32 protein-coding genes are annotated in these 26,666 nt (G+C 68.1%); 23 read left to right on the top strand and 9 right to left on the bottom strand.

Annotated features, from left to right (window positions below):
• Positions 1-111 precede the first annotated feature (111 nt).
• The 3 genes from NY1_RS31315 to NY1_RS31305 are packed head-to-tail and all read left to right on the top strand — an operon-like array spanning position 112 to position 3,201.
• A complete protein-coding gene (locus tag NY1_RS31315) occupies positions 112-1,629 on the top strand; it encodes an adenylate/guanylate cyclase domain-containing protein (protein ID WP_067720806.1) in 1,518 nt (505 codons plus the stop codon).
• Between the two features lie 4 nt (positions 1,630-1,633).
• A complete protein-coding gene (locus NY1_RS31310; protein ID WP_067720747.1) occupies positions 1,634-2,770 on the top strand; it encodes a lysylphosphatidylglycerol synthase transmembrane domain-containing protein in 1,137 nt (378 codons plus the stop codon).
• A 53-nt stretch (positions 2,771-2,823) separates the two neighbouring features.
• Positions 2,824-3,201 (top strand): DUF3054 domain-containing protein, encoded by a 378-nt coding sequence (locus NY1_RS31305; RefSeq protein ID WP_067720746.1) that lies wholly within the window; start codon positions 2,824-2,826, stop codon positions 3,199-3,201.
• On the opposite strand, the gene NY1_RS31300 is transcribed toward NY1_RS31305, so the two are convergent.
• Complete coding sequence (locus NY1_RS31300) at positions 3,198-4,748, bottom strand: NTF2-like N-terminal transpeptidase domain-containing protein (protein ID WP_233434571.1); 1,551 nt, start codon at positions 4,746-4,748, stop codon at positions 3,198-3,200. The two genes, NY1_RS31305 and NY1_RS31300, sit on opposite strands and share 4 nt — an antisense overlap.
• A gap of 464 nt (positions 4,749-5,212) precedes the next feature.
• Between NY1_RS31300 and abmR the strand changes: the two genes are divergently transcribed.
• From abmR to NY1_RS31275, 5 genes are all read left to right on the top strand, one after another.
• Positions 5,213-5,809, top strand: a complete 597-nt coding sequence (gene abmR, locus NY1_RS31295; protein WP_067720804.1) for an ATP-binding transcription factor AbmR — start codon at positions 5,213-5,215, stop codon at positions 5,807-5,809.
• A gap of 101 nt (positions 5,810-5,910) precedes the next feature.
• On the top strand, positions 5,911-6,348 hold the full coding sequence (aroQ, locus tag NY1_RS31290) for a type II 3-dehydroquinate dehydratase (protein WP_067720745.1): 438 nt from the start codon (positions 5,911-5,913) through the stop codon (positions 6,346-6,348).
• Positions 6,349-6,484: 136 nt separating this feature from the next.
• The gene (locus tag NY1_RS31285; protein WP_067720744.1) at positions 6,485-7,411 is read left to right on the top strand and encodes an ABC transporter ATP-binding protein; all 927 of its coding nucleotides are present in this window, start codon (positions 6,485-6,487) and stop codon (positions 7,409-7,411) included.
• Positions 7,408-8,259 carry an ABC transporter permease gene (locus NY1_RS31280; RefSeq protein WP_067720743.1) on the top strand — a complete coding sequence of 284 codons (852 nt, stop codon included), beginning with the start codon at positions 7,408-7,410 and terminating at the stop codon, positions 8,257-8,259. Before NY1_RS31285 ends, NY1_RS31280 begins: the two co-directional genes overlap by 4 nt.
• On the top strand, positions 8,249-8,485 hold the full coding sequence (locus NY1_RS31275; protein WP_067720742.1) for a helix-turn-helix transcriptional regulator: 237 nt from the start codon (positions 8,249-8,251) through the stop codon (positions 8,483-8,485). Before NY1_RS31280 ends, NY1_RS31275 begins: the two co-directional genes overlap by 11 nt.
• Before the next feature lie 63 nt (positions 8,486-8,548).
• Here the strand turns inward: NY1_RS31275 and NY1_RS31270 are convergent, their stop codons facing one another.
• A complete protein-coding gene (locus tag NY1_RS31270) occupies positions 8,549-9,556 on the bottom strand; it encodes an NAD(P)-dependent oxidoreductase (RefSeq protein WP_267888465.1) in 1,008 nt (335 codons plus the stop codon).
• Positions 9,557-9,573: 17 nt separating this feature from the next.
• Here NY1_RS31270 and NY1_RS31265 point away from each other — a divergent pair, with 17 nt between their 5' ends.
• A complete protein-coding gene (locus NY1_RS31265) occupies positions 9,574-9,930 on the top strand; it encodes a winged helix-turn-helix transcriptional regulator (protein WP_067720740.1) in 357 nt (118 codons plus the stop codon).
• A gap of 38 nt (positions 9,931-9,968) precedes the next feature.
• Here the strand turns inward: NY1_RS31265 and NY1_RS31260 are convergent, their stop codons facing one another.
• Positions 9,969-11,159, bottom strand: coding sequence for a glycerate kinase (locus NY1_RS31260; RefSeq protein WP_067720739.1), 1,191 nt, complete (start codon positions 11,157-11,159; stop codon positions 9,969-9,971).
• A 101-nt stretch (positions 11,160-11,260) separates the two neighbouring features.
• On the opposite strand from NY1_RS31260, the gene NY1_RS31255 reads away from it, so the two are divergent.
• A complete protein-coding gene (locus NY1_RS31255; protein ID WP_067720738.1) occupies positions 11,261-11,593 on the top strand; it encodes a GNAT family N-acetyltransferase in 333 nt (110 codons plus the stop codon).
• Between the two features lie 53 nt (positions 11,594-11,646).
• Here NY1_RS31255 and NY1_RS31250 read toward each other — a convergent pair whose 3' ends face one another.
• On the bottom strand, positions 11,647-12,408 hold the full coding sequence (locus NY1_RS31250) for a lysophospholipid acyltransferase family protein (RefSeq protein ID WP_067720737.1): 762 nt from the start codon (positions 12,406-12,408) through the stop codon (positions 11,647-11,649).
• 87 nt (positions 12,409-12,495) lie between these two features.
• Here NY1_RS31250 and NY1_RS31245 point away from each other — a divergent pair, with 87 nt between their 5' ends.
• From NY1_RS31245 to NY1_RS31235, 3 genes are read left to right on the top strand one after another with little or no spacing between them, the layout of a single operon-like run.
• Complete coding sequence (locus NY1_RS31245; RefSeq protein ID WP_084535677.1) at positions 12,496-13,110, top strand: YqgE/AlgH family protein; 615 nt, start codon at positions 12,496-12,498, stop codon at positions 13,108-13,110.
• 43 nt (positions 13,111-13,153) lie between these two features.
• Positions 13,154-13,660 (top strand): sigma-70 family RNA polymerase sigma factor, encoded by a 507-nt coding sequence (locus NY1_RS31240; RefSeq protein WP_067720735.1) that lies wholly within the window; start codon positions 13,154-13,156, stop codon positions 13,658-13,660.
• Positions 13,657-14,370, top strand: coding sequence for an anti-sigma factor family protein (locus tag NY1_RS31235; RefSeq protein ID WP_067720734.1), 714 nt, complete (start codon positions 13,657-13,659; stop codon positions 14,368-14,370). The genes NY1_RS31240 and NY1_RS31235 overlap by 4 nt, the downstream gene beginning before the upstream one ends.
• 88 nt (positions 14,371-14,458) lie before the next feature.
• Here the strand turns inward: NY1_RS31235 and NY1_RS31230 are convergent, their stop codons facing one another.
• The 3 genes from NY1_RS31230 to NY1_RS31220 form a co-directional block, all read right to left on the bottom strand.
• On the bottom strand, positions 14,459-15,232 hold the full coding sequence (locus NY1_RS31230) for an ABC transporter permease (protein ID WP_067720733.1): 774 nt from the start codon (positions 15,230-15,232) through the stop codon (positions 14,459-14,461).
• On the bottom strand, positions 15,229-16,179 hold the full coding sequence (locus NY1_RS31225) for an ATP-binding cassette domain-containing protein (protein WP_067720732.1): 951 nt from the start codon (positions 16,177-16,179) through the stop codon (positions 15,229-15,231). Before NY1_RS31225 ends, NY1_RS31230 begins: the two co-directional genes overlap by 4 nt.
• A gap of 109 nt (positions 16,180-16,288) precedes the next feature.
• Positions 16,289-16,804 (bottom strand): EXLDI protein, encoded by a 516-nt coding sequence (locus NY1_RS31220; protein WP_067720731.1) that lies wholly within the window; start codon positions 16,802-16,804, stop codon positions 16,289-16,291.
• A gap of 206 nt (positions 16,805-17,010) precedes the next feature.
• Between NY1_RS31220 and NY1_RS31215 the strand changes: the two genes are divergently transcribed.
• From NY1_RS31215 to NY1_RS31200, 4 genes are read left to right on the top strand one after another with little or no spacing between them, the layout of a single operon-like run.
• Entirely contained in the window at positions 17,011-18,711 is a 1,701-nt protein-coding gene (locus NY1_RS31215; protein WP_067720730.1) for a thiamine pyrophosphate-binding protein, read from the top strand.
• Positions 18,712-18,713: 2 nt separating this feature from the next.
• Positions 18,714-19,382, top strand: a complete 669-nt coding sequence (locus NY1_RS31210) for a hypothetical protein (RefSeq protein ID WP_067720729.1) — start codon at positions 18,714-18,716, stop codon at positions 19,380-19,382.
• Positions 19,383-19,392: 10 nt separating this feature from the next.
• Positions 19,393-20,433, top strand: coding sequence for a 3-oxoacyl-ACP synthase III family protein (locus NY1_RS31205; RefSeq protein WP_067720728.1), 1,041 nt, complete (start codon positions 19,393-19,395; stop codon positions 20,431-20,433).
• Positions 20,430-21,599 (top strand): aminotransferase class I/II-fold pyridoxal phosphate-dependent enzyme, encoded by a 1,170-nt coding sequence (locus NY1_RS31200; RefSeq protein WP_233434570.1) that lies wholly within the window; start codon positions 20,430-20,432, stop codon positions 21,597-21,599. Before NY1_RS31205 ends, NY1_RS31200 begins: the two co-directional genes overlap by 4 nt.
• Here the strand turns inward: NY1_RS31200 and NY1_RS31195 are convergent.
• On the bottom strand, positions 21,553-22,521 hold the full coding sequence (locus NY1_RS31195) for a bile acid:sodium symporter family protein (protein WP_067720727.1): 969 nt from the start codon (positions 22,519-22,521) through the stop codon (positions 21,553-21,555). The two genes, NY1_RS31200 and NY1_RS31195, sit on opposite strands and share 47 nt — an antisense overlap.
• Before the next feature lie 98 nt (positions 22,522-22,619).
• On the opposite strand from NY1_RS31195, the gene NY1_RS31190 reads away from it, so the two are divergent.
• The 6 genes from NY1_RS31190 to NY1_RS31165 all read left to right on the top strand — a co-directional run bounded on the left by NY1_RS31190 (position 22,620) and on the right by NY1_RS31165 (position 26,138).
• Positions 22,620-23,561 carry a TIGR04222 domain-containing membrane protein gene (locus NY1_RS31190; protein WP_067720726.1) on the top strand — a complete coding sequence of 314 codons (942 nt, stop codon included), beginning with the start codon at positions 22,620-22,622 and terminating at the stop codon, positions 23,559-23,561.
• Between the two features lie 107 nt (positions 23,562-23,668).
• Positions 23,669-24,532, top strand: a complete 864-nt coding sequence (locus NY1_RS31185) for an MbnB/TglH/ChrH family RiPP precursor modification enzyme (RefSeq protein WP_233434569.1) — start codon at positions 23,669-23,671, stop codon at positions 24,530-24,532.
• Positions 24,525-24,875 (top strand): SCO6045 C-terminal-like domain-containing protein, encoded by a 351-nt coding sequence (locus NY1_RS31180; RefSeq protein ID WP_067720725.1) that lies wholly within the window; start codon positions 24,525-24,527, stop codon positions 24,873-24,875. The genes NY1_RS31185 and NY1_RS31180 overlap by 8 nt, the downstream gene beginning before the upstream one ends.
• Positions 24,876-24,945: 70 nt before the next feature.
• Positions 24,946-25,245, top strand: a complete 300-nt coding sequence (locus tag NY1_RS31175) for a hypothetical protein (RefSeq protein WP_067720724.1) — start codon at positions 24,946-24,948, stop codon at positions 25,243-25,245.
• 23 nt (positions 25,246-25,268) lie between these two features.
• Positions 25,269-25,655 carry a cupin domain-containing protein gene (locus NY1_RS31170; protein WP_067720723.1) on the top strand — a complete coding sequence of 129 codons (387 nt, stop codon included), beginning with the start codon at positions 25,269-25,271 and terminating at the stop codon, positions 25,653-25,655.
• A 51-nt stretch (positions 25,656-25,706) separates the two neighbouring features.
• Positions 25,707-26,138, top strand: a complete 432-nt coding sequence (locus NY1_RS31165; protein ID WP_067720722.1) for a GNAT family N-acetyltransferase — start codon at positions 25,707-25,709, stop codon at positions 26,136-26,138.
• Between the two features lie 30 nt (positions 26,139-26,168).
• Here the strand turns inward: NY1_RS31165 and NY1_RS31160 are convergent, their stop codons facing one another.
• Complete coding sequence (locus NY1_RS31160) at positions 26,169-26,576, bottom strand: SdpI family protein (protein WP_067720721.1); 408 nt, start codon at positions 26,574-26,576, stop codon at positions 26,169-26,171.
• Between the last annotated feature and the right edge of the window lie 90 nt (positions 26,577-26,666).

The following is a 26,666-nucleotide window of genomic DNA, read 5'->3' as shown; positions in this document are numbered from 1 at the left end:
ACTTAATACCGGGCAGTCTCGTTCCACAGCTCATCCGCGCCGACGCCTCGGAGCGGCCGGGAAGCTAGATTGGTGATCGTGTCAGCGCCCCTGGAAGCGGTCAAACAGACCATGCGAACCCGCTGGCCGCTGTACCTCGCATCGATGCTCGCGGCCAATGCCTTCGGTGCCGTCCTGGTGTGGGCGTTCATTCAGTACGGACTGCCGGTGCCGGAGGGCAAGTCCAGCGCGACCCAGCAGACCGGATTGCTGATTCCGGGCGTGGTCTTCGTGGTGGCCGGCATCCTGAGCCTGTCCGCGTCCGCGCTCATGCTGCGGCCGGTGATGCGCTGGCAGGTGCGCGGCGGCCCGCCCAGCCGCCAGGAGCAGATGGCCGCCCTGCACGCCCCGCTGCGCCAGGCCATCGTGCACCTGGTGCTGTGGATTCTGGGCGGCAGCGTGCTGGCCTCGCTCATCATCGTGCGCACCCCGGAGCTGGCGGCGGCGGTGATCGTCACCGAATGTATGGCCGCCACCATCGTTTTCGGCTTCACCTACATGCTCGGCGAGCGGATCCTGCGCCCGGTCGCGGCCGAGGCGCTGACCGTCGGCGCCTTCGATCACACCCTCACCCCGGGCGTCGGCACCCGGATGGCCATGACCTGGGGCATGGGCACTTTCGCCCCCGTGATCGCCATCGTGCTGCTGTGCGTCACCCAGATTTCCGCGCGCGTGCAGTTTTCCGCGCAGTCGCTGGCGGTCTCGATTCTGCTGTTGTGCGGGGTGGTGATCATGCAGGCGCTGGCGCTTTCCATGCTCACCGCGGCCAGTATTTCCGATCCGGTGCGCCAGCTCAGCCAGGCCATCGATCGCGTGCAGGAAGGCGCGCGGGATGTGCGGGTGGAAGTTTTCGACGGTTCCGAAATAGGGCTGCTGCAAGTTGGCTTCAACCGAATGATGGGTGAAGCGGCCAAGCGGCGCGAACTCCAGGAATTGTTCGGCCAGCACGTCGGCGAGGATGTGGCGCGGCGGGCGCTGGAATACGGCACCGAACTCGGCGGGGAAACCCGGTTCGTGGCGGTGTTGTTCGTGGATATGGTCGGTTCGACCGCGACCGCGGCGGAACGCCCGCCGACCGAAGTGGTCAGTCTGCTCAATGAGTTCTTCCGCGTCGTGGTCGATGTCATCGACCGGCACCACGGCCTGATCAACAAATTCATGGGCGATGCCGCATTGGCCATCTTCGGTGCGCCGCTGGATCGCCCGGATGCCCCGACCGCGGCCCTGTCCGCCGCTCGTGAGCTGCGCGAAGCCCTCAAGGAGGTGCCCGGGCTGGATATCGGAATGGGCGTTTCGGCGGGTCTGGCGGTGGCCGGGAATATCGGCGCGGCGAATCGCTTCGAGTACACCGTGATCGGCGATCCGGTGAACGAGGCGTCGCGATTGACCGAACTCGCGAAAGAACAGCCGGGCCGGGTACTGGCCTCGAGCAGTGCGCTGTATTTCGCCGACGAGTCCGAACAACGCCATTGGCGCACCGGTGACGAGGTGCAACTGCGCGGCCGCCGCCGGAAAACCCGATTGGCCTGGCCGGCGGAATCCCCCGGGGAGTCGGGTGCAGACGAGGCGGCGGCCAGTTCGTTAGGCTGACGACGTGACGGCCCATGGTGATCTGGCCGGCGAACCCGCGCCGCCCACTGATAACGCGCGCCGTCGCAGGTTCTGGTGGGCCAAATGGGTTCTCGGCGTCGCGCTGCTGGCCCTGCTCATTTCCGAAGGCGCGTATCTCTATCCGCGACTCGCCGATTCCTGGCAGAACCTGACCGAAATCCATTGGGGATGGGTGGTCGCCTGCGTCCTGATGCAGGCGGTTTCGATGAGCGGATACGGCCGCATTCAGAAACAGCTGCTGCACGCCGGCGGTGTGGACGTCTCGCAGCGGAAATCGGTGTCGGTGGTGTACGGCTCGACCGGCATGGCCTTGACGCTGCCCGCCGGGCAGGTCTTCTCCACCGCCTTCACCTATCGGCAGACCCGGCGCTGGGGCGCGAGCCCGCTGGTGGCGTCCTGGCAGCTGGTCATGTCGGGGGTGGTGGCCGCGGCCGGGCTGGCGCTGCTGGGCCTGTTCGGGGCGATGCTGGCCGGGGACCGGATCGGGCCCACCAAGGTGATCCTGACGCTGGGCGCGGTGGCGCTGCTGGTGTGGGCGGGCAATTACGTGTCCAACCATCCCGACGGCGTCGAAGGGGTGCTCCGGCGAATCCTGCGGCTGGTCAACCGGATTCGGCACCGTCCCGCCGACGCGGGCATGGACAAGGTGGCCGAGCTGCTGGCCCAGCTGGAGTCGGTGGATCTGGGTAAGCGAGACGGCGCGTGGGTGACGGCGTTCGCCCTGATGCATCGCCTCGCCGACGTCGCCTGCCTGGGCGCGGCCTGCTACGCGGTCGGGGCCGAGCCGCGACTGGCCGGGCTGATGCTGGTGTTCGCGGCCGGAAAGGCGGTCGGCACCATTCCTCTGGCGCCGGGCGGCATCGTCTACGTGGACGCCACCCTGATCTACTCGCTCACCGCGGTGGCGGGACTGCCCGCCGCGCAGGCGGTGGCGGCGGCCTTCCTCTACCGGCTGGTCAGCTTCATTCTGGTGGCCATCGTGGGCTGGATCGTGTTCCTGTTCCTGTTCCGGAAACCGCAGGCCGGGGACACCGAGCTGGAAAAGGAGTTCGAGCAGCGCAATTCGCTGGTCGCCGAACGCCGCCGCCCGGGCGGGCCGCCGGATCCGGCCGCGACCTGAACCGACCGGGTGTCCTCCGCGGTCGGCCGGGACCGGCCGATTACCCTGTGCCCGTGAAGAAACTGGTGCCGTTCGTCGTCGATGCCGTCCTGGTGATCGTGTTCTGCGCGATCGGCCGCCGCAGTCACAACGAGGACGTGCTCACCGGCCTGCTGCGCACCCTCTGGCCCTTCGCCACCGGCCTGGTGCTCGGCTGGGTGATCGCGGTGGCGGTCGCCGCGGGCCGCGAGGGCGCTTCCGCCGCAAAGCGATTCGACGGCCGGCGGCTGTGGCCGACCGGCGTCATCGTCTGGATCAGCACCCTGGTCACCGGCATGCTGCTGCGCGTGGTCTCCGGGCAGACCATCGCCTTCAGCTTCGTACTGGTCGCCGCGAGCGTGCTCGCGCTGTTCCTGCTGGGCTGGCGCGCGGCGATGAAAGCCCTGCGCTAGTCCGGCGTCGCCAGCGACTGCAACAGCCGCGCCGCCATGCGGGCGGTCATATCCCCGGAATCCACATCGTCGATGTGAATCGCGAAGGCCAGATCGCCCATGGTGGCGATGAGCCAGCCGTTGTTGCCCGCCGTCGCGGCGATGGCCTGCACCCCCGCGTACCGGGTGAGCGAGGCGAGTTCGGGTGCGCCCGAACCCTCCCGGAGCAGGGTGCGCACCCGATCGGTGACATCGCCGGGGAGCGCGGGCAGGTCGGCTTCGGTGGTGGCCGGGCTGCCGATCACCATCATGGGCTTGGGCACCTGACCGTTGGCGATGGCCGCCGCCGCGATCGCCATACCCCACGGGCTGGCGAGCAGCGAATCGCCGGCATTGCCGCGGCTGACGGTCTCCGCGCCGTTCTTGCCGGTGGGCAGCCGTCCGGTGGTCTCGTCCAGCCCGGGCACCTGGAAGTCCAGACCGACGCCCAGCATGGTCGCCGCCTCGGCCGCATCGTTGACCGAGACATCCTGCGGCGCTTTGTGTTTCGACACCGCGGCCATGTTCTTGAACAGCTCGATCATGCCGCCGACCGGATACAGCCCGGTGAAGGCGACCGATCCGTGCGCACTGGCCTGGCTGTTCTGCGCCGCGGCCACCAGCGCCCCGGAGGACGGCTGAATGGCCACGATGGACGCGGGCGTGCCCACGCTCACCACGGCGTCCTCGGTGGCGCGCTGCAGGCGCTGATCCATGGTGGCGGCGATATCCGGTCCGGGCGGGCCCTGCTCGCCGGCCAGCTGGGTGACGAATTTGCCGTCCGGGTCGAACAGCTGCACGCCCCATCCGGCGCGCGCGTCATTGTTGTCCTGCCACACCTTTCGCAGCGCGTCGAGCATGGGCGACCAGACGCGGCGATCGGCGGAGATGAGCCGGGGCTGCTTCTCCAGCACCACGCCCGGGATGGGCGCGAGCCGGGATTCCAGGATGGCGAAGTCGCCCTCGCGCAATTGCACGGCGGTGATGGACTTGCCCTGCGCCGCCGACACCTGTTGCACCAGACTGGGTCCGGTGATGAGCGGCGCGACCGGTTCGATGGCGTCGGCCAGCGCATTGGCCGAGCCGGTCAGGTCGCCGGTGCGGGCCGGGTCCAGCTTCACCACATTGATGACCTGCTCGGTCATCAGCGGCGCGCCGACGATGTCGTTGACCTTGGGCGAGGGCTGGGCGTAGGTGCGGACCAGTTTGGCATTGCGCTTCGAGTCGAGCTGCGGCATGACCAGGGCCGGATCCCACGAGATGCGCCAGCCGACACTGAGTTTGCGCACCGTGCCCTGGAGATCGTATTTCCAGTCCTTCTTGTCCCCGAAGTTCCAGGCGCCGGTCATGCTGAACAGCCCGGTGTTCCCGTCGAGTCCGATGAACTGGGTCATCTCGTAGTCCGGCTTACCCGGATCGAGCCCCGCGAAGACTTGCTTCAACGTTGCCGAGGCACCGCTCGGGTAGGACGTCAGCCGCGCCGCGCCCTCGTAGTCCTTTTTGTCGAGCAGCGTGGTGAACCGTTCCACGACGGCCTCGGCCCCACCTGTCCGCTCTCGAAAAGAGCATGACCCCATCGCGATCGCGATCGCGGCTACCCCCGCGAGCGCGATTGTGCCGCGCACCCGGAAGCGGCGGGATCCCCACACATCCATATCGCCCACTCTTCACTCTTGCCACTTCAGCAACAGGACCACGGTACCGCGTGTCGAAGCCTCGCGGTTCCACCTTTCCACCAGGCGTACTAGCACTGAGCACCACCATAGTGCCGAAATCGGCCAGGAGGGACCACTTACATGATCACCGGTCGGTTACGGGGCCTGGCGTATTCGAGCCAATGCAGACCGGTTGGTCTGCATGGCTGACAGCATTCGCCGTCAGTTTCGCGGAATCCGGCGAACCCCGTTCTCCGAGAGCGGAATCCACGCGGGCGTTTTAGACGTAACGTTGTAATCAGTATTACAACTCCATGCAGTAAGTGAGTGTGACCAACATGAGACACGGACATCGTGGACACGGATTCGGTCGCCCCGGCGGCTGGCAGCAGGCCGACCTGCCGGACGCGGCCGACGCCGCCGACTGGTTCGCTGGAAGGTTGCCCGCCGACTGGTTCACCGGGCCCGCAACCCTCGACATCGACCGCGACGAGATCGTCGTCATCGGTGAACTCCCCCTCCCCGCACCCGAACCCGCCGAAACCGCCGAACCGGGCCAGGTGCCCAGCGAGGTCCCGGCCGCCACCCGCGAGGGCATCATCGCGCGCTTCCGGGAATCCACCCGGCCCGCTCGCATGCAGATCGCCCAGGAAGCCCAGGCCCGTTACCAGCGCAATGTCGCCTGGGGCGTGTCGGTCGGCGGTGAGCGAATCATGTTCACCCACCTGGCCGTTCCGGTCATGACGCGCTTGCGCCAGCCCGAACGCAAGGTGCTCGACACCCTGGTCGACGCCGGCGTGGCACGCTCCCGCTCCGACGCCCTGGCCTGGACCGTCAAACTGGCGGGCAAACACGCCGAGGAATGGTTGGCGGAATTGCGCACCGCCATGAGCAAAGTCGACGACCTGCGCGCCGAGGGCCCGCGCGGGCTGTGACTTTTTGTCGGGGCTCCGCCCCGACGGCCCCGTCATGGGGGCTCCGCCCCCATAGCCCCCGGGTCCGGGTGGTGGGCGCGGGGGTCGAATAAGGTGTGGCCATGGCTGACACCGGTCCGATCCTCGTGCTCAACGGCCCGAACCTGAACATGCTCGGCACCCGGCAGCCCGAGGTGTACGGCGCGGACACCCTCGACGACGTGGTCGAACTGTGCCGTAAGACCGCGGCGCGGTTCGATCGTGAGGTCGACGCCTTCCAGTCCAATCACGAAGGGGCGCTGATCGACCGGATCCACGCGGCGCGCGGGTTCGCGTCCGGGATCGTCATCAATCCCGGCGGGCTGACCCACACCTCGGTGGCACTGCGCGACGCCCTGGTGATTCCGGAGGTGCCGATCGTGGAGGTGCACATCAGCAATGTGCATGCGCGCGAGGAGTTCCGGCATCACTCCTTCGTCTCGCCGATCGCCACCGCGGTGATCGCCGGAATGGGCATCCAGGGGTACGCGGCGGCCGTCGAGTTCCTCTGCACGCGCTGACGCACTGATCCGAAAGGCCCGGCTCACCAGAGCCGGGCCTTTTTCATGCCCCCGGAAAATCGCTTGTTCGCGGCGAAATGTAGTAGATATGCTACATATGATCCGGTATCCACTATCGAGGGATCTAGGGGCGGATATGACTGTCGGCGATGGCGTCGTGCTCGACGTCGAAGCGCTGCGGATGCGGTACGGCACCCGGGATGTATTGCAAGAGGTCACCTTTCGAGCGCACAAGGGCGAAGTCCTGGTGCTGCTGGGCCCGAACGGCGCGGGCAAGACCACCACCATCGAGATTCTCGAGGGCTTCCGGATGCGGTCCGACGGCCGGGTGAGCGTGCTCGGCGCCGACCCCGCGCACGGTGACGAAGCCTGGCGCGCCCGCATCGGCGTGGTGCTGCAATCCTGGCGCGACCACGGCAAATGGCGGGTACGCGAACTGCTCGAATACACCGGCAGCTTCTACGGCCCGTACGGCACCGACGCCATCCGGCGGCCTTGGGACACCGACGAACTCATCGCCACCGTCGGGCTGAGCGAACACGCGAACGCCAAGGTGATGTCGCTGTCCGGCGGGCAGCGCCGCCGCCTGGACGTCGCCATCGGCATCGTCGGCCGGCCCGAGCTGCTGTTCCTGGACGAGCCGACCGCCGGATTCGATCCACAGGCCCGGCGGGAATTCCACGATCTGGTGCACCGGCTGGCCGACGACGAGCAGACCACCATCCTGCTCACCACCCACGATCTCGACGAAGCCGAGAAGCTGGCCGATCGCATTCTGATCCTGGCGGGCGGGCGCATCATCGCCGACGGTTCGGCCGATCAGCTCTCCCGGCGCATCGCCGGTGCGGCCGAGGTCAAATGGACCCGCGACGGGCAGCGCTTCGTGCACACCACCACCGAATCGACGAAGTTCGTCTACGAGCTGTTCCAGCAGCACGGGGCGGCGATCGACGAGCTGGAGGTGCGACGGGCCTCGCTCGAGGACACCTATATGACGCTGGTGCAGCGCTTCGAATCCGGACAGGGCGAGGCCGATGTCCGCAGCCTGGAGGAGGTCCGATGAATCCGACGGCGGTCGCGGTGCGGGCGGGGCTGCGGCGCGGGACGATCGAGCTGCGGCAGACCTTCACCAACGGCATGGATCTGTTCGCGCAGTTCTTCTGGCCGGTGGCCTCGCTGGTGGCGCTGTTCTTCATGCGCGACAGCACCTTCGAGGGCAGCGGGTTCGGGCTGGGCGCGCTGGCGCTGCCCGGCGTGCTCGGTATGACCATCGCGTTCACCGGCATGTTCGGCATCGCGCAGAACCTGTCGCTGGATCGCGAGGACGGAACCCTGTTGCGCGCCAAGGCCACTCCGAACGGAATGGTCGGCTATCTGATCGGCAAGATCACCCTCAATTCCCTGCTGGTGGCCGTGCAGGTGGGCATCATGCTGATCTTCGGCATGATCGTGGTCGGCGGCGTGTACCTGGATACCGTGGGCCGCTGGATCACGCTGATCCTGGTGGTGGCGCTGGGTCTGCTGGCCACATTGCCGCTGGGCGCGATCATCGGGTCGGTGTTCGAGATCCCGCGCAGTATCGGCTTCGTCTCGTTCCCCATCATGGGACTGGTGGCGATCTCCGGGATCTTCTATCCGATCAATGCGCTGCCCGGCTGGCTGCAGGCCGTGGGCCAGGTGTTCCCGATCTACTGGCTGGGGCTGGGCATGCGCTCGGCCATGCTGCCGGACGGGGCGGCGGCGGTGGAGCTCGGCGGATCCTGGCGGCACGCGGAAACCTTTGCGGTACTGGGCATCTGGTCCGTGGTGGGGTTGACGATCGCCCCGATCGTGCTGCGGCGGATGGCGCGGCGGGAGTCCGGGTCCCGGGTGGCGGAGCGGCGGGAGAAGGCTATGCACCGTGCCTACTGAAGTTCTGTACAACCGGATCGCCGTGCTGCGGGCCGAACGCGGCGTCTCCCGGCGCGAGCTGGCGGAGGCGCTGGGCGTGCACTATCAGACGGTCGGGTATCTGGAGCGGGGCGAATACAGTCCGAGCCTGCACTTGGCGCTGCGGCTCGCGCAGTATTTCGAAGTGCCGGTGGAGATCATTTTCTCGACTGCGCCGTTCCCGCGGATCGGATCCGAAACTGCTTGAATTACACGGCTTTTCATGGCGAACCGGCCCGCCGCTGGTGCGACGGGCCGGGTTCTCCGAGCATCACGCCTGCGCCGGCTCGCCGTGCATGAGCGCGTAGGTCGACACCGCTTCGCCCTTCTCCTCCGAGGCGGCGACGGCCTTGCGCCAGTACGCCTGTGCGGTGTGGGAGAAGGTGGCGTCGACGCCGACTTCCTCGCTGGCGTCGATGATGTGCTGTGCGCCCGCGTCCATCATCTTCAGGCTCGCCAGATCGGCCCAGCCGCCGGCCTGGTTCGCCACCGAGAACTCCTGCATGAAGTACGGGAACGCCTCGCTGGAACGCACCGCGAACGGGACGAACTGGGCGATATCGTGCCCGGACCGCGCGATCATGGCCGTCGCCTGATCGAAGGCCAGCAGCCAGGGATGGAAGATGGTCAGCAGCCCCTGGTAGAAGACCTGCGCCAGACCGTCGTCCATGCCCAGGTACTCCTGCGGGCTGAGCGGGCGCAGCAGCTCGGCGTGCGCGTCGAACACCGCGCGCGGGCCGCTGTAGAAGATGTACGAGGCCGGATGCTCGATATTGTCGCCCGCCGACATGACGCCGCCGGAGACGAATTCCGCACCGTGCGAACGGATCCAGGCCCCGCCCGCCCGCGCCTTCTCCGGCGAATCCGAGGACAGGTTGAACACGACCTTGCCCGCCAGCTGATCGGCGGCCGGGCCGAGCACGTCGTACATGGCGGCGTAGTGGGTCAGGCTCAGCACGATCACCTCGTTGGCGGCGAGCGCTTCGGCCAGGCTCGCGGCCTTCTTCGCGCCCACCTCGGCGACCATCTCATCGGCCTTGCCGGCGCTGCGATTCCACACCGTCACCTCGGTGCCGGCCTTGCGGAACGCCCGCACCATGGACTTGCCCATCGGGCCCAGGCCGATGACGGTGACGGAGTTCTGCTGCTGCTCAGACATTGTGTGTCCTTCTTTTCGTGACTGCGGTTGGTGTCGGCGCCGGAATCGATACTCGTCACGATCGGTAGGCTCGGGAAGACCGCACGTTCGGGTGGGGTTGCTTACCTGAAGGTTCGAAATCTGGTCAGGAGGACGCGATGCGGTTCGACGGTGACGCGGATCACCCGGTGTGCGGCATGTCCCTCGCCATCGACGCGGTCGGCGGCAAGTGGAAGATGCACCTGATGTGGGTACTCGGCGCGGGCCCGCAGCGCTTCGGCGAAATCCGCCGCACCCTCACCGGCGTCAGCGAGAAGGTGCTCGCCGAGAACCTCCGCCAAATGGAAGCCAGCGGCCTCGTCCACCGCGAGATCTACCCCGAAATCCCCCCGCGCGTGGAGTATTCACTCACCCCGTTGGGCCGCGAACTCGAAGAAGCGCTCCGCCCCCTGGAAGCCTGGGGCGACCGCAACCGCCAGGCCCTCGCCAACGGTCCCCTCGCCCCCGCCTCCTAACGCGCACCCCGTCGTCATCCCGACGGGGGGGTTCCAGGTCAGCCCGCGACTCGTGCGCCGATGGTTTCGCCGATGCGCTCGAGCAGCATCGCGGCGTTCGCGATAGAGCGAGCCGGGTCGGGTTCCAGGCCGGAAAGCGCGTAGGCATCGGCGAATCCGGCCGCCCGCACCTGATCCGGCGTGAGCCCGACGCGCCCGGCGACCACCGCCACCGGCACCCCGGCTCGATGCGCGGCGGCGGCCACGCCGACCGGGGCCTTGCCGTTCAGGCTCTGCGCGTCGAACGAACCTTCCCCGGTTACCACCAGGTCCGCTCCGGTGAGTTGCGCCGGGAAGTCGATCAGGTCGAGCACCACCTCGATGCCGGACCGCGCCGTCGCGCCCAGCACCGCCATGGCCCCGAACCCGGTGCCGCCCGCCGCGCCCGCGCCCGGCCGCTCCGCCCATTCCGGGCCGATCAGCTTCGCCCAGTTGGCCAGCGCCGCATCCAGATTCGTCACCTGCTCCGGGGTCGCGCCCTTCTGCGGACCGTAGACGGCCGCCGCGCCGTCCGGGCCGAGCAGCGGATTGTCCACATCGCTGGCGAGGGTGAAGCGCGTCGCCGCCAAGGCGGGGTGCAGGTGGGTGCGGTCCACACGGACGGCGCGACTCAATTCCACTCCACCGTGCGGTAATTCGCGGTCGTCGGCATCGAATATCCGCAGGCCGAGTGCTTGCAGCAGACCGGCCCCGCCGTCGGTGGAAGCGCTGCCGCCGAGGCCGAGCACGATATCCCGCACGCCACGATCGAGGGCGTGCGCGATGACCACGCCGAGCCCGTACGTGCTGGAGTGCAGCGGATCCAACTGTCCGCCAGGCAGTTTCACAAGCCCGACCACCGCGGCGAGTTCGACGACCGCAGTGCCGCCGCGCGCGTGGTCATCGGCATCGCCGTGATGCGGGGGCCGCCCGAGTACGGCGCCCGGGCTGGGCGGTCGGTACGCGTAGGCGGTGGAGACCGGTTCGCCGGTGGGGCCGGGGGCGGAGAGCGGCTCGTTTTCCCAGCCCGCCGCGAGGAAGGCGTCGACCGTGCCGTCGCCGCCGTCGGCGATCGGCAGCTGCCGGATCTCGGTGCCGGGGGCGGCCCGGGTGATCCCGGCGGCCAGGGCCGACGCCACCTGGGCGGCGGTCAGGGAACCCTTGAACTTGTCCGGGGCGAGGATGATCCGGCGGGCGGGTGCGGTCGTCACCCACCCAGTGTGAAGATCGATTCGCGAGTTCGCGACACGCCCGAGCTGCGGGAATGGGAATACGGACAAATGGGCAGCGTGGGAGGGTTAGCGTCGTGGGCATGTCGAGAGAGACGAGTGGGTCGATCGAGGTCCGCAAGAACACCGCGCTGGATCGGTTCGAGCTGTACGTCGACGGGCAGGACGCGGGGGTGGCGTCGTATCAGGACACGGCCAACGAGCGCGCGTTCGTGCACACCGAGATCTATCCGCAGTTCGAGGGATTGGGGTACGGGCGCAAGCTGGTGCAGGGGGCGCTGGATCAGACCCTGGCCGAAGGGTTCGGGATCCTGCCGCTGTGCCCGATGGTGCATCACTTCGTGGAATCGCGGCCGGAGTATCTGGCGCAGGTGCCGCAGTGGTCGCGCGAGCGGCTGAATCTGCCGCAGCAGTAGAGCGGCAGGGCTGGCCACCGCAGCGGCAGGGCCGAATCCGCCGCTGCGGCAGGTCAGTACGCGGCGACGGCTCCGTCCAGGGCGATCTGTAGCTCGTCCCGCACGATGCGGGTGATCTCGGCGGGCTTGGTGGGCAGGCCTTCCACCGGCACGCCGAAGTAGAAACTGGCCCCCTTCGCCTCCTCCTTGGTCGGCTCCACCTTGGGATCCGGCCGCGGGCCGTAGCTCAGCCCGAGGCTCACCAGCACTGGATCGGCCCCGAGCTTCTTGGCCCGGAAGGCGATGTGCCCGATGCCCGTTCCCACCGTCTGCACCTGCGCCGGATCCACGTCGTTGCAGGTGCCCTCGGGGAACACCGCAACCCCGTCGCCGCGCGCCATCCGCTCGGCGCAGATGTCGATCATCCGCTGCCCGGCCGCGTTGACCGCGCGAATCCCGTGGTCCTTGCCCCGGAACACCGGGATCCCGCCCATCATGTCGATGCGCCCGCGCTGTTTCTCCTCGAGGAACAGCTCGTCCTTGGCCAGCACCCGGGTCCGCCCGATCACCGGCCGCAGCACGCTCCCCCACGCGGCCGCGGCCACCGTGTACGGATCCAATTGCGAGAGATGGTTGATCGAGATGAGCAACGGCCGCTTACGGGAGATCAACTCCCGCAACTTCTCCCGGGCCCCCGGCGCGTACCCGATCCGCGGCCGGTAGCGACGCCCCAGCAGCCAATAGGCCCCCCGCGCCTTCAGCAGGTTCTGCTGATGATCGCGGTAGAAGTCGTACACGGCATCGCTGTTCTCGAGGACCACCTCGGGACGTTCCATAGCGCCACCCTAGCTACGACACGGCGCATTTGGGCAGTCGGGAAATTAAGCCGGGCAATCGGGCAGTGGCAGTGCGATGATGGCTGCGTGGCACGCGCAGAGGAACACGGTGACCGTTCTCGACGCGAATTCCGGCACGAGGACCAGGTGGTACGCCCCGGTACTCTGCTTGTGTCCGCGACCGACCTGGTGGAGCCCGCTTTCCGGCGCTCCGTCGTCTACATCATCGAGCACAATGACGCGGGCAGTCTCGGGGTGGTGCTCAACCGTCCCAGCGAAACCCCCGTCGAGGACGTGCTCCCGAATTGGGCCGAACTGGCCGCCGATCCCGGCGTGCTGTACCTCGGCGGCCCGGTGAAACGCGATGCCGCCCTGTGCCTGGCCACCGTCAAGGTGGGCACCTCGTTCCAGGGCACCAAGGGCCTCAGACGCGTGGACGGCCGCGTCGCCCTGGTGGATCTGGACTCCGATCCGGAACGCATCACGCCCCTGATCGAGGGACTGCGAGTATTCGCCGGTTACGCCGGCTGGACCTTCGGGCAATTGGAAGGCGAAATGGATCGCGGTGACTGGATCGTCCTGTCCGCGCTCCCGTCCGACCCGCTGGCGGGCCGGACCGATCTCTGGGCGCAGGTGCTGCGCCGGCAACCCCTGCCACTGTCCCTGCTCGCCACGCACCCGATCGAGCTGGAACGGAACTGAACCGTCGGCACGGTCTGTGTCGTGCACTGGTCGGAGGTGACGAATGCCCGACGACCAGGCGGCATTGCTCCGCGCGTTGTACGAAGAGCACGCGGCGGCACTGTGGCGGTACACGTTCGGTCTGGTAGGCGATCCGGGCCGGGCCGAGGACATCGTGCAGGAGACGCTCCTGCGCGCCTGGCAGCGACCCAATGTGCTCGATCAGACGACCACTTCCGCGCGGGCCTGGTTGTTCACGGTGGCGCGGAATCTGGCGGTGGACGAGCATCGCAGCGCGCGCAGCCGCCGGGAGTTCCGGACCGATCATCCGCCCGAGGTGCCGGAACCGGATCGCACCGATCGGGCGCTGGACGGCTGGCTGGTGGCCGACGCCCTGGCGCGCTTGAGCGTCGATCACCGTGATGTCATAGTCCGCGCCTACTACCGGGGCCTGTCCACGCATCAGATCGCGGAGGAACTGGAGATCCCGGAGGGCACGGTGAAGTCGCGCATGCACTACGGCATGCGGGCCTTGCGACTGGCACTGCAGGAGATGGGGGTGACGAGATGACCGACGGCCACGAATTGTGCGATGGCTACACCACCTGGGACGGCGCGTACGTGCTCGGCGCTCTCGCCCGCGACGATCGCCGCGAATACGAGGAGCATCTGGCGGGCTGCGCGCCCTGCCGGACGGCGGTGGGCAAACTGGCCGGACTGCCCGGCCTGCTGTCCCTGGTCGACGACGAGACGGCGCTTTCCATTGCGGCGCAGGAGGATCCGCCGGCGACGGTGCCGCCGCCCCCGACCGAGCTGCTGCCCCGGCTGGCGGATCAGGCGCGAAAGCGGGAGCGGCGCAGGCGATTCTGGTCGCTGGGCGGGGCGCTGACCGCCGCCGCGGCCGCGGTCGCCATCGCGGTGCCGGTGACCGCGACGGTGGCGGCGCGCGAACCGGTGGCGGTGCAGCAGGTGGTGGCCGAGGGGACGCTGCAACCGCAGCTGGAGACGCCGATCACGGCCACTTTCAAGCTGCTCGAGGTGAACGGCGTGACGCGGGTCGATATGCGATGTGCTTATCCCCCAGCGGATTACGAGTACTACTGGAAGCTGGAATTGTGGGTGGTGCGCGCCGACGGCACCCAGTCGAAGCTGTCGGAGTGGACGGCCGAACCGGGTGAGGTGTACACCCCGGACGGCACCACCTCGGCCAAGCCTGGCGAGGTCAAGACGGTGCAGGTGCGCAACGCGAGCGGCAAGATCCTCCTCGCCGCGAACGTCTGACGCCCCTCGTCGTTCCGGAATGCCTTCAGCCGGAATCCACACGTGCGGTGTGGATTCCGGCTGAAAGCGTGCCGGAGTGACGGGCGGTTCAGTTGGTCTTGCGCCGGAAAACCGAAGTGGACCAGAAGTATCCGCCCGCGGCGATGACCACGCACCACCCGATGGCCAGCACCCCGTTGTGCCCGATCTCGGTACCCATCAGCAGCCCGCGCACCGTCTCGGTGATGGGCGTGAAGGGCTGGTACTCCGCGAACTGCCGGACCCCCGAGGGCATGGTGTCGGTCGGCACCAGACCGCTGCCGAGGAAGGGCAGCAACATGATCGGCATCGGCATATTGCTGGCGTTCTCCGGATTCTGCGCGATCACGCCGAACGCCGCGCCCAGCCAGTTCAGCGCGAAGATGACCAACGCCATCAGCCCGAAGACCGCCAGCCATTCCACCGGGTTCGCGTTCGGCCGGAAGCCGACGGCCAGCGCCACCAGCACCATGCCGACGATCCCCAGCAGGCCCTGGATGACGGAGCCGATCACTTCGCCGGTCAGCATTGCGGACTGATCGATGTGCATGGTGCGGAACCGGTTGACGATGCCCTTGGTCATATCGGTGGACACCGAAACCGCCACGCCCGCGATCATGTACGCGGGAATGATGAGCATCATGCCGGGCGTGAGGTAGTCGATGTACTTGCCGCCGCCGGTCGCGCCCTTCAGCGCGCCGCCGAACACGTAGTTGAACAGCAGCAGCATCACGACCGGCATCAGCACCAGCTGCAGGGTCATGGACGGATATCGCTTGGCGTGCACGATATTCCGGCGCAGCATGGTCGCCGAATCGGCGAAGGTGGTGGTGAGGGTGCTCATCGCGAGGTCTCCTTGTCGGGGGTGCCGGTGAGGGCGAGGAATACGTCGTCCAGGTCCGGGGTGTGCACGGACAGCCCCTCGGGTTCGAGCTGCGCGGCGTCGAGCCGGTCGAGCACCTCGCGTACCGAGCGCACCCCGCCGTCGCTCGGAATGGCCAGCGTCAGATCGCCGTTGACCTGCGCGGCCGCACCGAACACCAGCGCAGCGGCGGCGAGCACGTGCTGTTCGGCGAAGTCGAGTTTGATGTAGCCGCCCGGGACCATGCGCTTGAGCTGGTCGGCGGTGCCCTCGGCGACGATGCGGCCGCCGTGCAGCACGGCGATGCGGTCGGCGAGCTGATCGGCTTCTTCCAGGTACTGGGTGGTGAGGAAGATGGTGACGCCGCCCGCGACCAGTTCGCGGATGATGTCCCACATGGCGCGGCGGCTGCGCGGATCGAGGCCGACGGTGGGCTCGTCGAGGAAGATGATGCGCGGGCTGCCAACCAGGGTCATGGCCAGGTCCAGGCGGCGGGTCATACCGCCGGAGTAGCCGCTCGCCACCTTGTTCCCGGCTTCGACCAGGTCGAACTTCTCCAGCAGATCCTCGGCGATGCGCCGGCTCTCGCCGCGCGGCAGATGGTGCAGATCGCCCATGAGCAGCAGGTTCTCGCGGCCGGTGAGCAGTTCGTCGACGGCCGAGAACTGACCGGTCACGCCGATCACCGAACGCACCTCGTCGGCTTGGCGCACGGGATCGTAACCGCCGACGCTGATTTCGCCGCCGTCCGGCTTGGTCAGCGTCGAAAGGATCTGCACGGTGGTGGTTTTGCCCGCGCCGTTGGGGCCGAGCAGCGCGTAGATGCTGCCCTCGGCGACCTCGAAGTCGAGGGATTCGAGGACGATGTGCTCGCCGTAGGATTTGTTGAGGCCCTCGACCGAGATGGCCGGGCCGTAGCCGGGGTTCATGAGTGTCCCTCTCATAAATGGATACGCATATTTGCATGCCTCACCTGAGCCGTGTCCACTGGCTTGTGGACAAAGCGGGTGTATTCAGTTGTGGTTCAACGACTTCGGGTCAGATATCGAGTTCTTCGATGCTGGGGTGCTCGGTGGCGTCCACGACGCGCGCGTAGAGACGGTCGGGGATTTTGCCCTGCAGATCGGCGACGGTATCGAAGACCTCCAGGTCGAAATCTCCCCAATTCTGTTCGCCCACACCGAGGAAGCGACGCCACTGGCGCCAGTCCTTCAGGATGTTGGTGTCGGTCGGGAACTCCGACCAGTTGGAGTAGTGGCTGTGCACCGCGAACGCGCCTTTGCGTGTGCGGTACACCCGGATGTCCTCGATGCGCTCGTTGGTCACCTGGTGCCATTCGGCGAGCAGCGCGGCGGAGAACCGGACCTGCCGGATACCGTCCTTGCCCACCTTCAGGACCACCTCTTCGTAGCCCTCGATGCGACCCTCCTCGAGCTCGATGAAGCGTCGCAAGGCCGTAACGATCGCGCCCGAAAGATTTCCCCCCACCAATTCCTGGGCACGCTGAAACAGCTTCAGGTCATCATCGGATACGTAGATCGTCTTGTTCGGCATGACCTAACTATACGTAGACATATACGTAGACCGCAAGAGGGTTGTCCGACTCCCCGGGCCCTCAGGGGCTCCGCCCCCGAACCCCCGGAGACCGACAGCGTAGGACGGGCCGGTGAACACCGGCTATTGAACCGCTGACTGCTCACTTTCGTATCCCGAGTGAGCGAGTTTCGGGGTTTCGGTACCCGGCTCCGGAAGGGGCGCCCATGCACAACGGCACACGCGTCGTGGACCACCTGATCAGGGCGGTTTCGGGACTGGGCGTGCGGCATGTCTTCGGGGTGGACGGCGCGAACATCGAGGATCTCTACGATGCGGCGTTCGACCATCGGCAGGCCGTGACGGGCGTGGTGGCGAAACACGAGTTCTCGGCCGCGACCATGGCCGACGGGTATGCGCGATCGACTTCCGGGCTGGGGGTGGTGTGCGCGACGTCCGGCGGCGGGGCGGTGAATCTGGTGGCCGGGCTGGCCGAATCCTTCGCCTCGCGGGTACCGGTGCTGGCGTTGATCGGGCAACCGCCGACGAACCTGGAGGGCAAGGGCGCCTTCCAGGATTCGAGCGGGCAGGCCGGCGCGTTCGACGCCGTGCGGTTGTTCACGCCGATCGCGCGGTACTGCGCGCGCGTCGATTCCGCCGCCGGCCTGCCCGTGCACCTGGACCGGGCGGTGCGGGCCGCGTACACCGGCGGACCCGCGGTGTTGCTGCTGCCCAAGGATGTCCAGCAGGCCGATCTGGTCGCGCCGCCCTTCGCGCCGCCGGGCCGCGAGTACCGGCGCGATCTGGGCGCGCTGGGGCGGGTGCTGGACGCGATCCGCACCGCGCGCGCCACCGGCAAGGTGGTGATCGTCGCGGGCGATCAGGTGGCGCGCGACGACGCCCGTACGGAACTGGCCCGGCTGGTGCACGTGCTCGAGGCCGCCGTGGCCGTGGCCCCGGACGCCAAGGACGTCTACCACCACGGCGATCCGGGCTTCTGCGGTATCGCGGGCAGCATGGGCCATCCCGAACTGACGGACGCCCTGCGCGGCGCGGCCCTGTGCCTGCTGGTCGGCACCCGGATGCCGGTGACGGCGCGCGCCGGACTGGACGAGGCGCTGGGCGCGGTGCCGCTGGCGAGCATCGGGGCCGAACCGCCGTTCCTGATGACCGCGCACGCGCGAACCACCGATCTGGCGCGCACGCTCGACGAACTGCACGGTGAACTGGCCGGGGCCACGGTGACCGCGCTGACGACGGCTCCACAGCGGCCGCGGGCGGTGCGCGAACCCGTGCTCACCCCGATCGACGTGCCCTTCGCGGCCGGGCCCGGCCTGCGATACCGCGCCGTGGTCGACACCATCAATGCCGAATTGCCCTCCGGCGCAGATGTTTTCGCCGATGCGGGCAATACCGGCGCGGCGGTCGTGCATCACCTGCGGCTGCCCCGCGACGGCCGCTTCACCGTCGCCCTGGGCATGGGCGGGATGGGTTACGCGTTCGGCGCGGGCATCGGCTCGGCCTTCGCCCGGCGTGAGCAGCCCGACGGCGGCACCCGCCGCACCTTCGTCATCGCCGGGGACGGCGCGTTCTTCATGCACGGCATGGAAATCCACACCGCCATCGAGCACCGCCTGCCCATCACCTTCGTGGTCTTCAACAACAACGCACATGCCATGTGCATAACTCGCGAACAGCTCTATTACGGAGATCGCTACAGCTTCAACAGGTTCCGTCCCGCCCATCCCGGCGCGGGCGTGGCCGCCATGTTCCCGGACATGTGCACCCATTCACCCACCACCCTGCGTGAACTCGCCGCGGCGCTGCGGCACTGCACCGGCCGGCAGGGGCCGTCGTTCGTCTCGATCGATTGCGATCCGGACGAAATCCCACCCTTCACCCCCTTCCTCTCGGTACCCAGGAGGTAATCGTGACCGCCAGCGCCCTGCCCGCACTCAGCGATATTCCCGAGGAGGTGCCCGGCCTGCTGCGCATCGAGAATTCCGACCGGGAGACCACCACCCCGATCATTCTCGACATGCTGCGGTCGGTGTATCCGCACGATCAGATCTTCGGCGATTACTGCCCGGTCCAGGGTTATATCGACGCGCCGCCACGCGAACTCTACGAATACCTGGCGGACACCAGGAGTTTGGAGGAGTGGACCTACAGTCTGCGCGGATTCAAGGAGACCGACGAACCCGGCCTGTGGGTGTCGTACGACCGGCTCGGCGACGCCACCGGCATCTACACCGATATCTACACCCGCACCGTCGCCAATCCGGATGCCATGACCGTGGATTACCACTGCGCCTGGGATCAGCGCGAACACCTGTGGATGATCTACCTGCTGCGGGTCGTGGACGCACAGGTCGTGTTCGACAAACCGGGTTCGGTGGTGCTGTGGACGAATTGCCGCCACCCCTTCTACGACGACAACCCCTACCAGCACACCGCGCCGGAGGGTCGCAAGGTGTGGGTGGGCGACTTCTGGGAGATGTTCTCGGCCGGGCATCAGCTCGAACTCGACAATCTCAAGGCGATCGCGGAGTATCGCGCCTCGCACGGCCTGCCCATCACACCCGCTTGGATGAAATGAGTTGTGCGCCATGGATTTCACCGACCCCGCTCTCAGGACACCGCCGGTCAGCCTGGTGGATGTAGCGAGTTATCTGCCCGGCGAGCCCGTCGGCACCGAGTACTTCACCCAGTTCTCCCGCTCCGACCGGATGGCGAAGAACGTCATGTTCCGGGCCCCCAAGGGCCGCCATCATCGCGGCCGCGACGAGACCGCGGTGGACATGGTGGAGCGGGCCGCCGCCGGTCTGGTGGATCGCCATGGCGCGGAAACGCTTTCGAAGATCGACGTACTGCTCACCCACACCCAGCTGCCCGACAATCCGGTGCTGGGCTGCGGGCCGGAGGTGGCGCGGCGGCTGAACATGAAGCCGCGCTGGGTATTCGACGTGCACAACGGCGGGTGCGCGGCCTTCGTGCACATGATGTGGCTGGCGCGCATGATCCTGCAGACCACCGACGCCCGCACCGCGCTGATCGCGGTCACCCAGAACTGCGCGGGACCGGTGTTCACCCAACCCGATATCCGCAAGCTGGCCCAGGCGCCGGTGCCGGGAGACGGGTGCGGGGTGGGATTGGTCGTGAAGGACAACAGCGCACCCATTCTCGATATCGAATGCCGCACCTATCCGGAATTCGCCGGGGACATGGACTTCAGCACCAATGGCGACCGCAAGTACTGGGAGCCGGGCGAAGGCCAGGGCTGCGTGAGTTTCACCGAATCCAAAGTGGCCAAGGTGTTCTCGCGCGGCAACCGCCTCGTTCCGGAGGTGGCGCTGGAGGTGTGCAAGCGGATCGGGGTGAAGAGCCGCGATATCGACACCCTCGTCACCAATCAGCCCAATCGCCTGTTCCTGCGCAATTGGCACGATGCGCTGGAGTTGCCGGCCGAACGTCATCCCGACACCTTCGATCAGTGCGGAAACCTTTTCGCGGCTGGCATTCCCGTCACCCTGGACACCGAGAATCAGGCGGGCCGGTTACGCAATGGTTCGGTGGTGCTGATGTCGGCCTTCGCGCACGCGGGTGATTTCGCGGGGGCGGCGGCGGTGCGCTGGGGCGCGGCGCGATGAACGCGCACGAGAACCGACTGCGACCCGCGCCCCGTATGGCCGCGGTGCGCTGGCCGACCGGGCTGCGCGCCACCGATCAGACCGGCGAGCGGGACCGGACGGTGCGCTACGACCTGACGCTGAGCGAAAACCCTTTCCCGCCTTTGCCTTCCGTGCGGGCGGCGCTGGTGGACTGCCTGCGCCAGGCCAATCGGTATCCGGAGTTCGTGCCCCGGCAGCTGCCGCGGCTGATCGCCGATCATCTCGGCGTCGACGCCGAGCAGGTGGTGGTCGGGTCCGGGGCGACCGGCGTGGCCATGCAGATCATGCAGACGCTGCCCGCGCCCGGCGCGCCGTTCGTCTACGCCACACCGACCTTCGACGGCTATCCGATCATGGCCGGGCAGCTCGGCCTGCGCTCGGTGCCGGTGCCGCTGGACACCGCCGGACGCCAGGACTTGTGGGCAATGGCCCGCGCGGTCAACGCACACACCGGGCTGGTCGCGGTGTGCCGGCCGCACAATCCCACCGGGACGGTGATCGCGCCCAGTGAGCTCAAGGCGTTCCTGTGCGCGATCCCGGCGACAGTGCCGGTGATCCTGGACGAGGCGTACGTCGAATTCCTGGGCGCGGCCGATGTATTGGATGCCGTCGAACTGGTGAACCGGCATCCGAACGTGCTGATCCTGCGCACCTTCTCCAAGGCGTACGGGCTGGCCGGGCTGCGCATCGGCTACGCGTTCGGGGCGCCCGAGCTGGTGGCGCGGGTGCATCGGCTGCAATTGCCGTTCGGGATGCCCGATACGGCGGTGGCGGCGGTGCGGGCCTCCTATGCCGCGCAGGCCGAACTCGGCGAGCGGGTGCTGTGCATCACCACCGAACGGGAACTGCTGCGCACCTCGCTGCGGCGCACCGGGATCCGGGTGCCGCGCAGCAGTGCGAACTTCCTGTACCTGCCCGGTCCCGATATCGCGCCGGCGCTGGCGCGGGCCGGGATCGCCGCCAAACGCTATCCGGACGGCAGCGCGCGCATCGCGGTCGGTGATCCGGGCGCGGATCGAGCGGTCCTGCACGCCTTGGCTTCCCGCTCTGCGGCCGGTTTGCGTCCGCTGCGGCACGAGGACAGCCGGGTGCTGTCGGCTACGGTGCGGTCCGAGCCCAGCGCTGTGCGAGGGCGGCGCAGGTGATCAGCTGAATCTGGTGGAACATCATGAGCGGCAGCACGATCAGGCCGATCGGCGCGCCCGCGAACAGCACCGTGGCCATGGGCAGTCCGGTCGCCAGGCTCTTCTTGGAACCGCAGAACACCACCACGATGCGGTCGCCGCGATCGAAATGCTCACCGCGGCCGATGAGCATGGTGGCGCCCAGCACCAGCGCCAGCATCACCGCGCACACCACGGCCAGCGCCAGTATCCGCCACGGCGACATGGCATGCCAGATGCCCTCCACCATGCCCGCGCTGAACGCGCTGTAGACCACCAGCAGGATGGAACCGCGATCCACCAGCTTGGTCGGCTCGGCGTGCCGTCGCAGCCAGCCGATCACCTTCGGGCGGATGAGCTGGCCCAGGAAGAACGGGACCAGCAGCTGCAGCACGATGTCGAGCACGGCCGACGGATCCACCCGCGCCTGGCCGGTGGTGTTCATCAACAGGATGACCAGGGCGGGGGTCAGGAAGACGCCCAGCAGGTTCGACACCGTGGCGCTGACGATCGCGCCCGCCACATTGCCCTTGGCGATGGAGGTGAAAGCGATCGAGGACTGCACCGTGGACGGCACCAGGCACAGGAACAGCAGGCCGGTGTAGAGGTCCTCGGTCAGGATGTGCGGCACCAGCAACCGCGCGGCCAGGCCGAGCAGCGGGAACAGGACGAAGGTGCAGACCAGCACGGTCACGTGCAATCGCCAGTGTTTGAGGCCCGCGAGCGCCTCCTGCGGGGACAGGCGGGTGCCGTACAGCAGGAACAGCAAGGCGATGGCTATCTTCGTCAGCCAGCTCACCACCTCGGCGGCCTCGCCGCGGGCCGGGAAGATGCTGGCCACGGCGACGACGGCGAGGATCGACAGGATGAATCCGTCGATATAGAACTTGCTGAGAAATCGCACCGAATCACACTAATCACCCGAAAAATTCATTAACGCCGCACCCGTACCGCCGCGATACTGGGGGTGATCGACAGTCCTACGACTCCCGAGGGGGAGCCATGGTCCACGGGACCTACGCAGCCGCGGCATCCGGCCCGGCTACCGCCGCCGATACCTGGGGGATTTCCGGCCCGGCCTTCCTGGCCCTCTACACCCTGCTCGCCGTGGCCGCCGCGGTCTACGGATTCGCCCAGCGCACCAGGATCATTCGCGGCGACGACGGCGAACGACCCGCCGTCCCGCTCTCGCCGGTCGAAACCGGCATGCTCTTCGACGACCGCCGGCCGGTATTGGCCGGTCTCGCGCAATTGCGCGGGCACGGTCACATCGATTCCACCGCCACCCCGACGCTCACTCCGAGCCGCCGGGAACGCGAAGTGCTGGAACCGCTTTCGGTCAGCCTGCTGGAACACCTGCAAACCTCCAGCCGCCGCAACGTGCCGGCAATGCACACCGCGATGAAGGGCCAGCTCGACCGCCTGCGCGCGTCCCTCGCCGACCTCGGCTATCTGCTCGGGCCCGACCAGCGCAAAGCGCTGTTCCTGGCGGCCCTTCCCCTGGACGCCCTGCTGGTCCTCGGCATCGTCCGCATCATCGCCGGATCCGCCAACCACCACCCGGTCGGCTATCTCATCCTGCTCATGATCCCGGTCCTGATCTGCGCCGGGCTGATCATGCGCCCCGCCCGCCTGACCCGCCGCGGCCGCCGCGTCCGCGACGAAACCGTGCGCCGCAACACCCATCTGCGCCCCGGCAACTCGCCCGCCTACGCCGCCTACGGAGCCGACAGCGCCGCCCTGGCCGCCGCCCTCTTCGGCGCGGCCGTGCTGTGGAGCCTCGACCCCGGCCTGGCCGGAATCATGGGCGCGGCCAGCGGAGGCGGCGGATACAGCGGCAGCAGCTGCTCCAGCGGCGACAGCGGCAGCAGCGGTGGGGACAGCGGCGGCAGCTCCTGCGGCAGCAGCTGTGGCGGGGGCTGCGGCGGCGGGTGCGGCGGATGAGCACGCCCCGCCCCGTTGCGGCGAAGCCGCGTTCGGCCGAAGACCCACAGTCCCAACGGCTTCCGTCGCGCGATCCGCTGGTCTATACACAGTCATCCACAGCTGCTGTGGGTAGTCCGTTGCCCGCCGGAGCGGTCGGCATCGGCTGGCGGCGGGAGATCTGCGGGATCATCGCGGGATTCGATGGGATCGGGTTCTGCGAGGTGATCGCGGAGACCCTGCCGACTGCGGCCAAGGGGCGCGGGGTCGTGGTGCCCGACGAGCTTGCGACGCTGATTGCGACCGGTGTACCCGCTGTGCCGCATGGTATTTCACTCTCGCTGGGCGGCGCGGAGCTGGTGGACGAACGCCGGGTGCGGCATCTCGCCGACTGCGCGCGGGCGCTCGGAGCGCCGCTCGTCAGCGAGCACATCGCATTCGTGCGCGCGGGCGGGCTGGAGGCCGGGCATCTGCTGCCGGTGCCACGCACACGGGAGGCACTGGATGCCCTGACGCGCAATATCTCTCGCACCCAGGCCGAACTGGATGTACCGCTTGCTGTGGAGAACATCGCGACGCTCTTCGATTGGCCGGACGCGGAATTCACCGAAGCGGAGTTCCTGAGCGAGCTGGTCGAACGCACCGGAGTCCATCTGCTGCTCGATATCGCGAATGTGTATGCCAATTCCCGTAATCGGGGCCTGGATCCACTCGCCGAACTGCTGCGCCTCCCCACCGAACGCCTGGCCTATTGCCATGTGGCGGGTGGCCGCGAAACCGGCGGCCGCTATCACGACACCCACGTGCATCCCGTTCCGCCGGAGGTGCTCGCGCTGGTCGCGGCCTTCACCGCCGACCGCGACACCCCGCTCATGCTGGAGCGCGATGGAAACTATCCACCCGCCGCGGAGTTGTTCGACGAGTTGAACTCCATCGCGACCGCGTCGGGACGCGCCCCGATCACGATCCGGCCGGAAAGTCTTAATGGCTGACTCCGATACGACCGAGTCCGATCGCGCCTCGCTGGCCGCGCAACAAGCCGCCCTGATCCGCGCGCTGGTCGCCGGGGCCGAGGTGCCGCCCGGCTTCGACGCCGGTGATGTCGCAGCGACCGCACATACGCTGCTGCACAAGCGTGCCGACGAAGTAGCGCGGCGTTTCCCGCTACTGGCGCACCAGGCCGGCCCGGATTTCATTGCCCGCTACCTGGAATGGGCGGCCACCCGCCCGAAGACCTCCACCGTCGCGGACGCGGTCGCCTTCGCCGCCGACCACGGCCTCCCCGACCCCCGCCCGCGCCGCAACCGCTGGGCACGCCTGCGCCGCAACCGCTGACCGGGACAAATGCGCAAGTGCTAATGTCGGCATGTTTGCTGGAAGCTCCAACTTCTCTGGAAGGACGCTCATGGCAGGACAACAACATGCCGCTCATGCCGGTCACGACCATGTTCACGGTCCCAGTTGCGGGCATGTAGCCATTCCGCACGACGATCACATCGACTATGTGCATGACGGGCATATTCACCGCGCCCACGATGGGCATTTCGACGAGTGCGAGCCGGCCGGGCATGTGGCGCACGCGGATCACGATCACCAGCACGGTCCCGACTGCGGGCATGTGGCGGTGCCGCACGGCGATCATGTGGACTACATCCATGACGGACATCGGCACGCCGCGCACGACGGGCATTACGACGACCACTGACACCGCGGCGGGCGGGCGGGGCCGTGCACGCTGATCGGGGACGCGGGTACCGGGCGAATCCCGCACCCGCGTCCGGCACCGCCAGTCGCGTGCTGTTCCGGTTCAGCTGCGCCGGAAAGGAATTGGTGCTGCGCCAGACGGTGCTCGCGCCGGGCGGATATACCGGCTGGCACTATCACGACGGCACATTGTTCGTGCTGGTCACCGGCGGCCCGCTGGATCACCCCGGCACCGATCTGCGCCCCGTGGTGAAACGGCCGTGGCGGATCTTCCGCGAACCGCCCGGCCGCGCCCACGCCCACCTGGCCCGCAACACCGGTACCCGCGGCGTGAAACTCACGGTGCTGTACGTGAATCCAGCGGGCAGCCCGCTGTCCCGCCCCATCGACGCGCCACCGGGCGCAGCCTGAGTCGCACCCGGGTGCTGAAGTCCCGGGGTGGCGGAGTGGCATGCTGGCCACATGATCGAGGTCGTTACTGTCGCTACCGAGCAGGAGTTGAGGGACGCGTACGCGGTCCGCATGCAGGTCTTCGTCGATGAGCAGGGCGTGCCGCCCGAGATGGAACTCGACGAGCTGGACGAGGTGGCCGAGCACTTCCTGGGGCGGGTCGACGGCGCGCCCATGGGGGCCGGGCGGATGCTCGTGCGCGACGATGTCGCCTTGCTGGGACGGTTGGCCGTATTGAAGGAGACGCGCGGGACGGGACTCGGGGTCGCGCTGGTGCGGGCGATCGAAGAACGCGCGCGGGAACGCGGGCTCGTCGCCGTCGAGTTGCATTCGCAGACTCAGGCGCAAGGGTTCTACGAGCGGCTGGGGTACGAGGCGTACGGGGAAATCGGCATGGACGCCGGGATCCCGCACATCTGGATGCGCAGGGAGCTGGGGAACTAGCTCACGCCCGGATACACCGGGCGGGGGGAATCAGCTCGCGGTCTCGCAGGCGTCGCGCAGCGAGCACGCGCCACACGAGCTGCCACAGCCGGCGGCCGCGGGGGCGGGCATCTGGGTGTCGAGGGCCTTCTCGGCGGCGGCCGCGCCCGCACCCATGGTGAAGACGGCGATCACGACGGCGACGACCGGGACGATGATGCTCGCGATACCGCCGCCGACCAGGGCGACGCCACCGGCGGCGGCCAGCAGCAGACCCGCGATGAGCGAGGTCGGCCCGGCTACCTTGTTGGCGAGCTTGAAGGTCTCCTCGCTGCGCACGGCGTTCTCGGAGTGCACCCCGAAGAAGCGGTTCGGCGGGAGGGTGCCCGTGGTTCCGAGCACGCCGGTGACCACGGCCACAGCCGCGAGGACGAAGAGGATCAGCGCTACCACGAACACTCGCCCGAGGCTACTCCAGCGGGATCCGGCGGCGATCACCGATGCGCCGTGGAATGCGACACGTGGCGCGGGTCGCGCGAGGCTCGACCC

The organism is Nocardia yamanashiensis NBRC 100130 (assembly GCF_001613325.1).
Taxonomy (GTDB): Bacteria; Actinomycetota; Actinomycetes; order Mycobacteriales; family Mycobacteriaceae; genus Nocardia; species Nocardia yamanashiensis.
Note: the sequence above shows the minus strand (reverse complement) of the source record. Positions and strands in the feature narration are given on the sequence as shown.